The organism is Rhodococcus sp. M8 (assembly GCF_015654185.1).
Classification (GTDB): Bacteria; Actinomycetota; Actinomycetes; order Mycobacteriales; family Mycobacteriaceae; genus Rhodococcus; species Rhodococcus aetherivorans.
On the sequence record NZ_CP064065.1, the window covers coordinates 647,244 to 660,959 of the forward strand.

Genomic DNA, 13,716 nt, shown 5'->3' on the forward strand with positions numbered 1-13,716 from the left:
TGTAGTGGGGTGGGGTGCCGGATCAGACGAAGCGGAACAGCCGGCTCGCCAGGAAGCCGCCGACGGCCGCCCACGCGCCGAGGATCGCGACGGCCAGCCAGTCGATGCTGCCGCGCAGCGCGTCGTCGAGGGCGAGGGCGAGCGCCCCCGACGGAACCAGGCGGGCCACGTGCACCACCGCCTCGTGCAGGCCGTCGCCGGCGAGGACGACGCTGCCGATGCCGAGCAGCACGAACCAGATGATGTTGGCCAGGGCCAGCACGATCTCGGCGCGCAGCGTGCCGCCGAGCAGCAGGCCCAGCGTCGCGAACGTCACGGTGCCCAGCGCGATGACGACGGCCCCGAGGAGCAGCCCGACCGGCTCGGGGCGCCAGCCGAGGGCGAGGCCGATGCCGCCCAGCAGAATCGATTGCAGCGCGACGACGAGCGCGACCGCGCCGCTCTTGCCTGCGATGATGCCCCACTTCGGCAGCGCGGTGGCGCCGAGTCTTTTCAATGCACCGTATCTGCGGTCGAATCCGACCGCGATGGCCTGCCCGGTGAACGCCGTGGACATCACCGCGACCGTCATCACGGCCGGCAGGACCCGGTCGACCCGGGTGGCGCCGAGGTCGCCGATCGGGAGCAGGGTGAGCCCGATCAGCAGGGTGATCGGGATGAACATCGTCAGCAGCAGCTGCTCGCCGTTGCGCAGCAGCAGCAGCAGTTCCATGCGGGTCTGCGCGGCGAGCATCGCCGCCGGGGCGTTCGGCCGGGGCCGCGGGCTGAAGGTGCCGGGGGCGAACCGGTTGGCCGGCAGCCGCTCGTGCGACATGCTCATCCTCGGATCTCCCGTCCGGTCAGGTCCAGGAACACGTCCTCGAGGCTGCGCTGGTCCACCCGGATCTCGCTGGCCAGGACGCCCTGGTCCGCGCACCACGACGCGGCCACCGCGACGACCTGCGGATCGATGGGGCCCTCCACCAGGTACCGGCCGGGACCGGCCTCGCGCACCCGGAACGTGTCCGGCAGGGCGGCGCGCAGGGGAGCGAGGTCCAGACCCGCGGCGGCGGTGAGCCACAACTGGCCCTCCGCGCCGGTGCGGGCGACCTCGGCGGGGGTACCGGCGGCCACGATCCGGCCGTGATCGATGATGACGACCTCGTCGGCGAGCTCCTCCGCCTCGTCCATCAGGTGCGTGGTGAGCAGCACCGCGACTCCGTCGCGCCGCAGGGCGTCGATCAGTTCCCAGACCAGCAACCGCGCCTGCGCGTCCAGACCTGCGGTCGGCTCGTCGAGGAAGACGAGTTCCGGCCGGCCGACGAGCGCGCACGCCAGCGCGAGCCGCTGCTGCTGCCCGCCGGACAGCCGCCGGTACGGGGTGCGGCGGGCCTCCTCGAGCCCGAGGCTGCGCAGCAGCCAGGCCGGATCCAGCGGATCCGCGGAATAGGCAGCCACCAGGTCGAGCATCTCCCCGGCCTTGGACCCCGGGTAGGCGCCGCCGCCCTGGAGCATGACCCCGATCCGCGGGCGCAGGGCCTCGGAGTCGGCGATCGGGTCGAGCCCGAGGACGCGCACGGTGCCGGAATCGGGTGCGACGAAGCCCTCGCACATCTCCACGGTGGTGGTCTTGCCGGCACCGTTGGGGCCGAGCAGCGCGAGTACCTGGGCGCGTTCGACGGTCAGGTCGAGACCGTCGACCGCGGTGAGGTCGCCGAATCGCTTGACGACGCCCTCCAGGCGTACGGCGGGTGGCGCAGCGACGGGGGATCTCGAGGTCACGAGGTTCCAGCGTAGGCGCCGGGCGAATCGGCGGGACGCGGTGGTGCGTCCTCCTCGTCGCGCCAGGGCAGCCGGTTGCGGGTGGCGAAGATGGCCAGGCCCACGACGACGACCGTCGCGATGGCCGCCTGGACGATGATGAACGGCTGGTACTCGCCGCCGTTGGGCATGAGGATCACGCTCACCAGCGACGAGAACGCCACCGTGGGGAGCCGGAAGATCGGCCGGGTGGCCCACGCGGCCAGGGGGATCACCGCCCACAGCAGGTACCACGGCTGCACCACCGGGAACAGCAGCACGATAGCGCCGAGGGACACGCCGAGCGCGCCGACGGGATGCAGCCGGCCGGTGAGCACCGCCAACATCATCCGCACCGTCACCAGCGCCGCGATCAGCGCGGCGACGGGCCGGGTGAGCGACAGGATCGCGGTGGTGTGGTCGCCGAGCCCGAGCAGCACCCCGGCCAGGCCGGTGCCCAGGCCGAGCAGCGTCGGGATGGACATCCAGCTGCGCACCTCGGTTGCGGTGCCGAGCGTCTGGGTCCAGCCGAAGCCGAGGCCGCTGCCCCAGCTGACCGCGCCCACGACGACGGCGGCGACCACGGCGAGCAGTGCGGCGGCGGCGGCCACGGCGCGCAGGGTGCCGCCCCAGCGGTGCGCGAGCGCCATCCCGACGAAGCCGAGGGCGAGCAGCGAGGGGACCTTCACCATCGACGACAACGCGATCACGGCGGAACCGGCCAGCAGCCAGGCGAGTGCCCGGCCGCGCAGCGGCCCCGCCGGATCGGGGGTGTGGATGCCGCGCAGCGCGAGCTCGAGACCGGCGAGCATGAGGCCGAGCATCAGGGCCTCGTTGTGGATGCCGGCGACGAGGTGGAACAGCAGCAGCGGGTTGGCCGCGCCGAGCCACAGGGCGCTGACGGAGGCGACGCCGCAGCGGCGCGCGAGCCGCGGCAGCGCCCACACGATCAGCGCGACCCCGGCGAGCGCGGAGACGCGGTGCAGGAAGACCCCGGCGACGATGTTCTCGCCGGTCAGGTCGGTGATGCGCTGCCCCAGCCACAGGATCGCCGGTCCGTAGGGGGCGGGGGTGTCGCGCCAGATGTTGGGCACGGTACGGGTCAGGACGTGGTCGACGCCCAGGGCACCGGCCGGGCCGATCCCGTACGGGTCGAGTCCGCGGGCGGCGATCTCGCTCTGCGCGAGATACGAGTACACATCCTTGCTGAACATCGGGGGTGCCACGATCAACGGCAGGATCCACAGCAGCAGCGTGCGGTCGAGCTGGGAGCGGGTGAGCCGGCGGGGCACCCCGTCCGGGTCGCGGCGGCCGATCGCGAAGCGGCCGAGCAACAGCCACGCGAGGACCACCAGCACGGTGCCGGTCATGGTGAGGGTCAGCGCGGCGCTGGGCATGCGCGCGGGCAGCCCGAGCAGGCGCAGACCCTGGACGGGATTCTGCAGCACCGGCTGCGCGCCGGCGCCGAGCGCGCCGACCGCCATGAGCACGGTGCCCGTCGCGCCGAACAACCGGATCCGGTGCAACTGGGTGGTCTCGGTGGCGTCGAGGCCGCGGCCCTCGAGTTCGTCGCCGTGCAGGATCGCGGCCACGGCCGGGTCGCCGCCGCGGCCGTCGAGTCCGAGGGCACGGCGGCCGAGTTCCACGGCACGGGCTCCGAGGTCCGCGGCGCGGCGGCTCGGCGCCGGGCCGGTCGGGTCGGGTTCCACGGTGGGCGACGGCACCCGAGCAGCGTAGCGGGGCCGGGAACCGGGCCCCGCCGCAGTTAGGTAGGGCACCCTTTGTGGACCGGCCCGGGGAATTCCGTCACACTGGTGTTGTGAAAACGACGTCCGCTGCCCGGGTGCACGAGGAACGCGCAGGTCACACGCCTGTCGCCGCGTTCCCGGTCACCCAGGCGCCGGGCACGCACGAGGGCCAGACCCGGGCGGCGGTGGTGCAGCTGCTGCTCGAGGAGGGTCCGATCACGGCCACCGAGATCGGTGCCCGGCTCGGCCTGAGCGCGGCCGGGGTGCGCCGCCACCTCGACGCCCTCATCGACACCGGCGAGGCCCAGGCTGCTCCGCCGCCGCGGCGGGAGGGCCGGGGACGGGGACGGCCGGCGCGCCGATTCCAGCTCACCGCGGTGGGCCGGGCCCGGCTGGGACACTCCTACGACGACCTCGCCAGTGCTGCGATGCGGCACCTGCGGGAGGTCGGCGGCGAGGCCGCCGTCGAGGACTTCGCCCGGCGGCGCGTGCAGTCCATCCTCGGCGGGGTCCCGCCCGCGGAGTCCGGGAGCGCCACCGAGATCGAGGCCACCGCCGAGGACATCGCGGCGGCGTTCACCGACGCCGGGTTCGCGGCGTCGACCCGGCGGGTGGGCACCGGCGTGCAGATCTGCCAGCACCACTGCCCGGTCTCGCACGTGGCCGAGCAGTTCCCGGAGCTGTGCGAGGCCGAACGGGAGGCGTTCACCGAGATCCTGGGCACCCATGTGCAGCGGCTGGCGACCATCGCCAACGGCGACAGTTTCTGCACCACCCACGTCCCGGTGCTGCCGCCGGACATCGGCAAGACCTGAGCACGACCCGCTTCCCCCGACAGAGCAACACGTTGTCCGCCGGCGATCAGCCCTCGCCGGCACCGAACAAGACTCCGGAAGGAGCTCACATGACCGTCACATCGGATCAGGCGTCGGCCGGCGCGCCGCTGACACAGGAGGAGACCATCGCGTCCCTCGGTCACTACGGCTACGGCTGGTCGGATTCCGACGCCGCCGGCGCCACGGCCCAGCGAGGCCTGTCCGAGGCGGTCGTGCGCGACATCTCCGCGAAGAAGGACGAGCCCGAGTGGATGCTCGACATCCGCCTCAAGGCGCTGCGCACCTTCGAGAAGAAGCCGATGCCGGTGTGGGGCTCGAACCTGGAGGGCATCGACTTCGACAACATCAAGTACTTCGTGCGCTCCACCGAGAAGCAGGCCGCGAGCTGGGAAGAGCTGCCCGAGGACATCAAGAACACCTACGACCGGCTCGGCATCCCCGAGGCGGAGAAGCAGCGCCTCGTCGCCGGTGTCGCCGCGCAGTACGAGTCGGAGGTGGTCTACCACCAGATCCGTGAGGACCTCGAGTCCCAGGGTGTGATCTTCCTCGACACCGACACCGGCCTGCGCGAGCACCCGGAGATCTTCAAGGAGTACTTCGGGTCGGTCATCCCGGCCGGCGACAACAAGTTCTCCGCGCTGAACACCGCCGTGTGGTCGGGCGGCTCGTTCATCTACGTCCCGCCCGGCGTGCACGTCGACATCCCGCTGCAGGCCTACTTCCGGATCAACACCGAGAACATGGGCCAGTTCGAGCGGACCCTGATCATCGTCGACGAGGGCGCCTCCGTGCACTACGTCGAGGGCTGCACCGCCCCGATCTACAAGTCGGACTCGCTGCACTCGGCGGTGGTGGAGATCATCGTCAAGAAGGGCGGGCACTGCCGCTACACGACCATCCAGAACTGGTCGAACAACGTCTACAACCTCGTCACCAAGCGCACCAAGGTCGAGGCCGGCGGCTCGATGGAGTGGATCGACGGCAACATCGGTTCCAAGGTCACCATGAAGTACCCGGCCGTATGGATGATGGGTGAGCACGCCCGCGGCGAGGTGCTGTCCGTGGCGTTCGCCGGCGAGGGCCAGCACCAGGACACCGGCGCGAAGATGCTGCACCTGGCGCCGCACACCTCCTCGACCATCGTGTCGAAGTCGGTGGCCCGCGGCGGCGGTCGCGCCTCCTACCGCGGCCTGGTCCAGGTCAACAAGGGCGCCCACGGGTCGAAGTCGACCGTCAAGTGCGATGCACTGCTCGTCGACCAGATCTCCCGCTCGGACACCTACCCGTACGTCGACATCCGTGAGGACGACGTGACGATGGGCCACGAGGCGACCGTCTCCAAGGTCTCCGACGACCAGCTGTTCTACCTGATGAGCCGCGGACTGACCGAGGACGAGGCGATGGCGATGGTGGTGCGCGGCTTCGTCGAGCCCATCGCCAAGGAACTGCCGATGGAGTACGCGCTCGAGCTCAACCGCCTGATCGAACTGCAGATGGAAGGGGCAGTCGGCTAAATGACTGCGGAAGCGAAGAACACCCCCACCGCCACCGGGGTGCAGGGAGCCGTGCGCTCGGAGAACACCGCCGGGCCCGCGATCAAGACCGCCCGCGGGCCGGCCGTCAACAAGGGGGAGGTCTTCACGTCGTTCGACGTGAACGCCTTCGAGATCCCCTCCGGACGCGACGAGGCCTGGCGGTTCACCCCGCTGCGCCGGCTGCGGGGCCTGCACGACGGCACCGCGGTCGCCGACGGCGCCACCACCGTCGAGGTCACCCCCGTCGAGGGGGTGCAGGTCGAGACCGTCGGCCGCGACGATGCCCGCCTCGGCCAAGGCGGCGTGCCGGCCGACCGTGTCGCCGCCCAGGCCTACTCGGGCTTCACCACCGCCACCGTCGTCACCGTCGGCCGCGAGGTCGAGGTCACCGAGCCGGTCACGATCACCGTCACCGGCCCCGGGGAGGGGAAGGTCGCGTTCGGACACCTGCAGGTGCGGCTCGAGCCGTTCGCGTCGGTCACCGTCGTCCTCGACCAGCGCGGTTCCGGCACCTACGCGGAGAACGTCGAGTTCGTCCTCGGCGACAGCTCGCGCCTGAACATCGTCGCCATCCAGGACTGGGCCGACGATGCGGTACACGTGACGGCCCACCACGCCCGCCTCGGCCGCGACGCCGTGCTGCGGCACTTCACCGTCGGCCTCGGCGGTGACCTCGTGCGCGTGTCGCCGACCGTCAGGTACGACGCGCCCGGTGGCGACGCCGAAATGCTCGGTCTGTACTTCGCCGACGCCGGCCAGCACCTCGAGCAGCGCCTGCTCGTGGACCACGCGCAGCCGCACTGCAAGTCCAACGTGGTGTACAAGGGTGCCCTGCAGGGCGATCCGGGCTCCGGCAAGCCGGACGCGCACACCGTGTGGATCGGGGACGTGCTCATCCGCGCCGAGGCCGAGGGCACCGACACCTTCGAGCTGAACCGCAACCTGGTGCTCACCGACGGTGCCCGCGCCGACTCGGTGCCCAACCTCGAGATCGAGACCGGCGAGATCGTCGGCGCCGGTCACGCCAGCGCCACCGGCCGGTTCGACGACGAGCAGCTGTTCTACCTGCGTGCCCGCGGCATCTCCGAGGAGCAGGCGCGCCGCCTGGTGGTCCGCGGATTCTTCCACGAACTCGTCGAGAAGATCACCGTGCCCGCCGTCCGGGAGCGGCTCGAGGCCGCCATCGAGGCCGAGCTCGCCGCCGTCGGCGCCTGACCCCCACCCGTTCTCCCCATCTTCGCGAAGGAACCGTTACCGACATGTCCCCCGAGCAGAACGTCCTCGAGATCAAGGACCTGCACGTCCGCGTCGCCCAGACCGACGACAACGCCGAGCCGATCAACATCCTCAAGGGCGTGAACCTCACCGTCCGGTCCGGGGAGACGCACGCCATCATGGGCCCCAACGGGTCGGGCAAGTCCACCCTGTCGTACGCCATCGCCGGCCACCCCAAGTACGAGGTGACCTCCGGGTCGATCACCCTCAACGGCGAGGACGTGCTCGCGATGAGCGTGGACGAGCGGGCCCGCGCCGGCCTGTTCCTGGCCATGCAGTACCCCGTCGAGGTTCCGGGCGTGTCCATGTCGAACTTCCTGCGCACCGCCGCGACCGCGGTCCGCGGCGAGGCACCGAAGCTGCGGCACTGGGTCAAGGAGGTCAAGTCGGCGATGACCGAACTCGACATCGACCCGGCGTTCGGTGACCGCTCCGTCAACGAGGGCTTCTCCGGTGGCGAGAAGAAGCGCCACGAGATCCTGCAGCTGGGCCTGCTCGCGCCGAAGATCGCCATCCTCGACGAGACCGACTCCGGCCTCGACGTCGACGCGCTGCGCGTGGTGTCCGAGGGCGTCAACCGCTACCAGGAACGCGAGCACGGCGGCGTGCTGCTGATCACCCACTACACCCGCATCCTGCGCTACATCAAGCCGCAGTTCGTGCACGTGTTCGTCGGCGGCCGCGTCGTCGAGTCCGGCGGCGCGGAGCTGGCCGAGGAACTCGAGACCAACGGTTACGTGCGCTTCACCCAGGCCGCCGCCGCGGCCGCGGGTGCCGACAAGTAAGGAGCAGTGAGCCGATGACGGTGCAGGTGCCCACGGTGGAGGTCGCCCGGATCCGGGCCGACTTCCCGATCCTCGGGCGCACGGTGCGCGACGGAAAGCCCCTGGTCTACCTCGACTCCGGGGCCACCTCGCAGCGCCCGACGCAGGTCCTCGACGCCGAACGCGCGTTCCTGACCACCTGCAACGCGGCCGTGCACCGGGGAGCGCACGAGCTGTCCGAGGAGGCCACCGACGCCTACGAGGGCGCCCGCGCCGTGATCGCCGACTTCGTCGGCGCGGATCCCGACGAGGTGGTGTTCACCAAGAACGCCACCGAATCGCTCAACCTCGTCGCCTACGCCTTCGCCGACGCCCGGTTCCCGCGGCGCCTCGGGCCCGGCGACGAGATCGTCGTCACCGAACTCGAACACCACGCCAACCTGGTGCCCTGGCAGGAACTCGCCCGGCGCACCGGCGCGACGCTGCGCTGGTTCGGCGTGACCGACGACGGCCGCATCGACGTCGACTCCCTCGAACTCACCGACCGGGTCAAGGTCGTCGCCTTCACCCACCAGTCCAACGTCACCGGGGCCGTGGCGCCGGTCGAGGAGCTGGTACGGCGCGCGAAGGCCGTCGACGCGATCGTCGTCCTCGACGCCTGCCAGTCCGTGCCGCACATGAGCGTGGACTTCCACGCGCTCGGCGTCGACTTCGCCGCGTTCTCCGGCCACAAGATGTTCGGCCCCTCCGGCGTCGGCGTCCTCTACGGCCGCCGTGAGCTGCTCGCCGACGTGCCGCCGTTCATCACCGGCGGCTCGATGATCGAAACCGTCACCATGGAGGCGTCGACGTTCGCGCCGCCGCCGCAGCGCTTCGAGGCCGGCTCACCGATGTCGTCGCAGGCCGTCGGTCTCGGCGCCGCGGTGCGGTATCTGCAGCAGATCGGCATGGACGCCGTCGCCGCGCACGAGCACGAGCTCACCGCGGCGGCCCTCGCCGAACTCGCCGGCATCGACGGCGTGCGGATCGTCGGCCCCACCACGGCCGAGCAGCGCGGCGGGGCGGTGTCGTTCGTCGTCGACGGCATCCACGCCCACGATCTCGGGCAGATCCTCGACGACGAGGGCGTCGAGATCCGCGTCGGGCACCACTGCGCGTGGCCGCTGCACCGTCGATTCGGGGTCGCGGCGACCGCCCGCGCCTCCTTCGCCGTGTACAACACGCTCGACGAGGTGGCCGCGCTCGGCGCGGCGATCCGCCGGGCCCAGGCCTTCTTCGGAGCGCGCTGATGCGGATGGAGCAGATGTACCAGGAGGTCATCCTGGACCACTACAAGCACCCGCACCACCGGGGTCTGCGCGAGCCCTACGGCGCGGAGGTGCACCACGTGAACCCCACCTGCGGCGACGAGGTGACGCTGCGGGTGCATCTCGCCGACGACGGCACCGTCGCGGACGTCTCCTACGACGGGCAGGGCTGCTCGATCAGCCAGGCGTCCACCTCGGTGCTCACCGACCAGGTGATCGGGGAGCCGCTGGACCGGGCCCTGGCCACCGTCGACGCGTTCGCGGAGATGGTCGGCAGCCGCGGGACCGTCGAGGGCGACGAGGACGTACTCGGCGACGGCATCGCCTTCGCCGGCGTCTCGAAATACCCGGCGCGCGTGAAGTGTGCGCTGCTGGGCTGGATGGCCTTCAAGGACGCCGTCGTGCAGATCGCCGACAGCATCCACAGCACCGCTGTCGGAGACAGCATCCACAGCACCGCTGTCGGAGACAGCATCCACAGCACCGCTGTCGGGGAAAGCACCCACAGCACCGCTGTCGGAGACAGCACCCACAGCACTCACAGCACCGCACCCGTAGCCAGCGGAGGACAGAACTGATGACCGAACCCGTGACCCCGGCGGACGAGACCACCGCCGCAGCCCCGGACGCGGCTCCCACCCTCGACCCCGAGCGGTTCGAGGAGCTCGAGGAGGCGATGCGCGACGTCGTCGATCCCGAGCTCGGAATCAACGTCGTCGACCTGGGCCTGGTCTACGGCATCACCGAGGACGACGAGGCCGTCACCATCGACATGACGCTCACGTCGGCGGCCTGCCCGCTCACCGATGTGATCGAGGACCAGTCCCGCAACGCTCTCGTCCGCAGCGGCCTGTGCGACGAGCTGCGCATCAACTGGGTGTGGATGCCGCCGTGGGGGCCGGACAAGATCACCGAGGACGGTCGCGAGCAGCTGCGCGCGCTCGGCTTCACCGTCTGACGCGGCCGGTGACCCGGCCCAGCTCCCAGGCGCCCCCGGATCCGGGGGCCGGCAGCTCCCCGGATCCGATCACCGCCCTCGAACACGAGTTCATGGCGCTGATGCGCCGCGGCCGGGCACAGATGGGGGAGCGGGCCCGCGCCGTCCACCCCCGGCTGGATCCGGCGTGCTACCCGCTGCTGGTGCTGCTCGGCCGCGCCGACGCGGTGGCGATGTCGGAGCTGCTCGCGGATCTCGCCATCGAGAAGTCGACGTTGACGCGGCGCATCGACGCCGCCGCCCGGCTCGGCCTGGTCGAGCGGACGACGGACCCGCAGGACGCGCGGGCGCGGCTCGTGGCGCTCACCCCGGAAGGCCGGGAGCGGCTGACCGCGCTGCAGCGCGAGCAGACGGCGCGCTGGCGTCGCCGGCTGTCCGCATGGGACACGGCCGACGTGGAGCAGCTCACGGCGCTCCTGCGCCGCCTCGGCGACGGACTGGACTGAGATGTGGTGCCGGCCGCGGCCGGCACCCATCCGACACCTGAGGCCCCGGCCGGTGCCGGGGCCTCAGGCCCGCTTGCGCGCGGTGGACTTCTTCGCGGGGGCCTTCTCGGTGGTCTTCTTCGCCGCCGTCTTCTTCGCGGTGGGCTTCTCGGCCGTGGTCTTCTTCGCCGGCGTCTTCTTCGCGGCGCTCTTCCTGGCGGGCGTCTTCTTCGCCGCCGCGCCCCGGGCGGGCGCGGCCGCGCCCGGCTCGTCGCCGGCCGCGGCGGCGTCCACGCTGCGCTGCAGCGCAGCCACCAGGTCCAGCACCTCGGCGTCCTCGGCGGCGGGTTCCCCCGCCGGGGTCACCGGCAGCACCTTCTCGCCGCCCCGGGCGATGATGTCGTCGATCAGCGACCGCAGCTCGACCTGGTACTCGTCGGTGAACTCGTCCGGACGGAAGTCGTCGGCCATCGACTCGACGAGCATCTCCGCCATCGCCAGTTCCTTCTGCTTCGGCGGCTCCGCGTCGTCGAGCACCGGGAACGCCACCGACCGCACCTCGTCCGGCCACAGCAGGGTCTGCAGCACGAGCACGCCGTCGCGGTTGCGCAGCGCCGCCAGCCGGGTGCGCTGCCGCAGCGTGAAGTGCACCAGTGCGGTGCGATCGGTCTGCGTGAGCGTCTCGGCCAGCAGCGTGTACGCCTTCGGCGACGACGAGTCCGGCTCGAGGTAGTACGACTTCTCGAACAGGATCGGGTCGATCTGCTCGGTCGGGACGAACTGCAGCACCGGGATCTCGTGTTTCTCCGCGACGGGCAGCTTGTCGAAGTCCTCGTCGGCGAGCACCACCCGCACGCCCTCGTCGGAGTCGTAGGCCTTGTCGATCTCGGCGTAGGGCACCGACTCGCCGCACTCGGTGCAGATCCGGTCGTACTTGATCCGCCCGCCGTCCTTCGCATGCACCTGGTGGAACCGGATGTCGTGGCTCTCCGTGGCCGAATACACCTTCACCGGCACGTTCACCAGCCCGAACGCGATGGAACCCTTCCAGATCGAACGCATGGTTCCATCATGATCGAGATCGGCGCCCGCCGCGCGGAACCGGGCGAACTCCTCACCACAGGGCGCGCAGCATCGCCCCGCGCAACGCCGGCGAACCCGTCGCGAACATCCGGGTCATCGCCGCCACCGTCCCGCCGAGGTCGGTGCGGCCCGACAGGTAGGAGCGCTGGCGTTCCGGTGGCAGCGTGAAGAACCCCGCGAAGAACGCCGGGGTCTGTTCCGGGCGTAGTCCCAGCAGCACCCGCAGCCCCGAGGCGCGCAGCTGCGCGACCGCACGCGCGGACGGGGACCACAACGCCGCCGTGGCGCTGCGGCCCCCGGCGAGCGCGTGCGCCACCGGATCGGCCGCCGCCAGCGACGCCGCCACCGCGTAGCCGGTGCCCGGGTGCATCAGCCCGCCGCGGGCGCCGAACCGGGCCACCCCGCGCGCCGACCCCGGCGGGGGTTGCACGGCGAACCGCACCCGCTCCACCGGCTCCGTCCCGCTCAGCGTGACCCCGCGCGCGGCGAGCCGGGCCTCGAGGCGGCGCCGCAACTCGGCGAGCGGAATGGCGGGCCGCCCCACCAGGCAGGTCTCCTCCAGCAGCACCCGGCCGCCGCCGAGCGGCACCGCGTACAGGAACGACGGCGCATCCCCGGAGCGGGTGCGGTTGTCGCGCCGCCAGTCCATGAACCAGGCGGCGCGGCCCTCCAGCACGGGTGCGGCAGTGGCGGTGTCGACCGTGACCCCGAAGGCGGTCTGCTGGGCGCGGGAGCGGTCGGCGGGCACCCCGCGCGCGTCGATCACGCTCCGGGCCCGCAGCACGCTTCCGTCCGCGAGGGTGACGCGATCCGGGGCGACGGCGTCCACCCGGCCGGCCCGTACCCGCGCCGGCTCCAGCGCCAGGCTTCGCTGCAGTGCCGACGCATCGAACACACCGTAGGGGCGCTCGATCCGGTGTGGCCGCACCGTCCACGCCGCCGGCTCATCCACCCGCGCCGCGAGCACCGAGGGGGGCAGCCACGACGGCAGCTCGTCGAGCCACGCCGCATACGTCGCAGTCCACGGCCGATCCGGCTGCGGGTCCACGGCCAGCACGTCGAGACCCGCGGCGACCGCCCGGTGTGCCACCGCACGCCCCGCCGGCCCGAGCCCGACGACCAGCACCTCCGCGTCTATCACCCGCTACATCGCTCCCGTCGCCAGCAGTCCACCGTCCACCCGCACAGTCTCCCCGGTGATCCAGCCGGCCGCATCGGAGACCAGGAACGCGACCAGCTCGGCGACGTCCTCGGGCGTGCCGAGGCGGCCCATCGGGTATCGGGCGGCGGCGGTGTCCTCACCGCCGGCGACGAGCGCGGCCGCGAACCTCGTCTTCACCACCCCGGGCGCGACCGCGTTGACGCGCACGCCCGGCCCCAGCTGCCAGGCCAGCTCCTCGGTCAGCCGGATCAGCGCCGCCTTCGACGCCCCGTACGCGGCGATCACGCCGGTCGAGCGCAGGCCCGCCACGCTCGCGACGTTGATCACGGAACCGCCGTGCTCGGCCATCCACGCGCGGTAGGCCTGCTGCACGAATCCCAGCGCGGCGACGACGTTGACGTCGAAGATCTTGCGGACGGCGTCCAGGTCGGCGTCCATCAACGCCCCGTAGACGGGGTTGATGCCGGTGTTGTTGATCAGGATGTCGAGCCCGCCGAGCTCGGCGACGGTGCGGCGCACCGCCTCGGCGCGGGTGTCGGCGTCCCCGGCGTTTCCGGGCAGCTCGAGCACCTGCCCGCCGTGTCCGAGGGCGCGCAGCTCGCCGGCGGCCTCGGCGAGCGGCTCGGCGTGGCGGGCCGTGAGGGCCACGCTCGCGCCGCGGGCGAGCAGCGCCGCGGCGATCGCCTTGCCGATCCCGCGGCTCGCTCCGGTGACCAGCGCCGCGCGGCCCGTGAGGTCGGAGCCGGGGGAGGTGTCGGGGGAAGTGGTCATGCCGGCGAACGTAGCGCATCTCACCCCGGCATCC

13 protein-coding genes and 1 pseudogene are annotated in these 13,716 nt (G+C 71.9%); 8 read left to right on the plus strand and 6 right to left on the minus strand.

Annotated features, from left to right (window positions below):
• Positions 1-22: 22 nt before the first annotated feature.
• From ISO16_RS02990 to mptB, 3 genes are read right to left on the minus strand one after another with little or no spacing between them, the layout of a single operon-like run.
• Positions 23-820: an ABC transporter permease gene (locus tag ISO16_RS02990; RefSeq protein WP_072635237.1), complete on the minus strand. Its 798-nt coding sequence runs from the start codon at positions 818-820 to the stop codon at positions 23-25.
• A complete protein-coding gene (locus tag ISO16_RS02995; RefSeq protein WP_006939255.1) occupies positions 817-1,761 on the minus strand; it encodes an ABC transporter ATP-binding protein in 945 nt (314 codons plus the stop codon). Before ISO16_RS02995 ends, ISO16_RS02990 begins: the two co-directional genes overlap by 4 nt.
• Positions 1,758-3,503, minus strand: a complete 1,746-nt coding sequence (mptB, locus tag ISO16_RS03000; protein ID WP_029543646.1) for a polyprenol phosphomannose-dependent alpha 1,6 mannosyltransferase MptB — start codon at positions 3,501-3,503, stop codon at positions 1,758-1,760. Before mptB ends, ISO16_RS02995 begins: the two co-directional genes overlap by 4 nt.
• A gap of 59 nt (positions 3,504-3,562) precedes the next feature.
• Here mptB and ISO16_RS03005 point away from each other — a divergent pair, with 59 nt between their 5' ends.
• The 8 genes and pseudogenes from ISO16_RS03005 to ISO16_RS03040 all read left to right on the plus strand — a co-directional run bounded on the left by ISO16_RS03005 (position 3,563) and on the right by ISO16_RS03040 (position 10,687).
• The gene (locus ISO16_RS03005) at positions 3,563-4,342 is read left to right on the plus strand and encodes a helix-turn-helix transcriptional regulator (RefSeq protein ID WP_065922574.1); all 780 of its coding nucleotides are present in this window, start codon (positions 3,563-3,565) and stop codon (positions 4,340-4,342) included.
• An 89-nt stretch (positions 4,343-4,431) separates the two neighbouring features.
• The gene (gene sufB / locus ISO16_RS03010; RefSeq protein ID WP_006939262.1) at positions 4,432-5,877 is read left to right on the plus strand and encodes a Fe-S cluster assembly protein SufB; all 1,446 of its coding nucleotides are present in this window, start codon (positions 4,432-4,434) and stop codon (positions 5,875-5,877) included.
• Complete coding sequence (gene sufD / locus ISO16_RS03015) at positions 5,878-7,113, plus strand: Fe-S cluster assembly protein SufD (RefSeq protein ID WP_072635238.1); 1,236 nt, start codon at positions 5,878-5,880, stop codon at positions 7,111-7,113. It abuts the gene before it with no gap.
• A 44-nt stretch (positions 7,114-7,157) separates the two neighbouring features.
• A complete protein-coding gene (sufC, locus tag ISO16_RS03020) occupies positions 7,158-7,958 on the plus strand; it encodes a Fe-S cluster assembly ATPase SufC (protein ID WP_006939265.1) in 801 nt (266 codons plus the stop codon).
• Positions 7,959-7,972: 14 nt separating this feature from the next.
• On the plus strand, positions 7,973-9,226 hold the full coding sequence (locus ISO16_RS03025; protein WP_072635239.1) for a cysteine desulfurase: 1,254 nt from the start codon (positions 7,973-7,975) through the stop codon (positions 9,224-9,226).
• Positions 9,226-9,660 (plus strand): annotated as a pseudogene (gene sufU, locus ISO16_RS03030) (Fe-S cluster assembly sulfur transfer protein SufU); the annotation flags it as partial. The gene ISO16_RS03025 and the pseudogene sufU, both read left to right, overlap by 1 nt.
• 161 nt (positions 9,661-9,821) lie before the next feature.
• Positions 9,822-10,202: a metal-sulfur cluster assembly factor gene (locus ISO16_RS03035; protein WP_006939268.1), complete on the plus strand. Its 381-nt coding sequence runs from the start codon at positions 9,822-9,824 to the stop codon at positions 10,200-10,202.
• 8 nt (positions 10,203-10,210) lie between these two features.
• Complete coding sequence (locus ISO16_RS03040; protein WP_029543656.1) at positions 10,211-10,687, plus strand: MarR family winged helix-turn-helix transcriptional regulator; 477 nt, start codon at positions 10,211-10,213, stop codon at positions 10,685-10,687.
• Between the two features lie 63 nt (positions 10,688-10,750).
• On the opposite strand, the gene ku is transcribed toward ISO16_RS03040, so the two are convergent.
• The 3 genes from ku to ISO16_RS03055 are packed head-to-tail and all read right to left on the minus strand — an operon-like array spanning position 10,751 to position 13,682.
• A complete protein-coding gene (gene ku, locus ISO16_RS03045) occupies positions 10,751-11,728 on the minus strand; it encodes a non-homologous end joining protein Ku (RefSeq protein ID WP_072635240.1) in 978 nt (325 codons plus the stop codon).
• 52 nt (positions 11,729-11,780) lie between these two features.
• On the minus strand, positions 11,781-12,890 hold the full coding sequence (locus tag ISO16_RS03050) for a lycopene cyclase family protein (RefSeq protein ID WP_006939274.1): 1,110 nt from the start codon (positions 12,888-12,890) through the stop codon (positions 11,781-11,783).
• 3 nt (positions 12,891-12,893) lie between these two features.
• Complete coding sequence (locus ISO16_RS03055; RefSeq protein ID WP_043798805.1) at positions 12,894-13,682, minus strand: SDR family oxidoreductase; 789 nt, start codon at positions 13,680-13,682, stop codon at positions 12,894-12,896.
• Between the last annotated feature and the right edge of the window lie 34 nt (positions 13,683-13,716).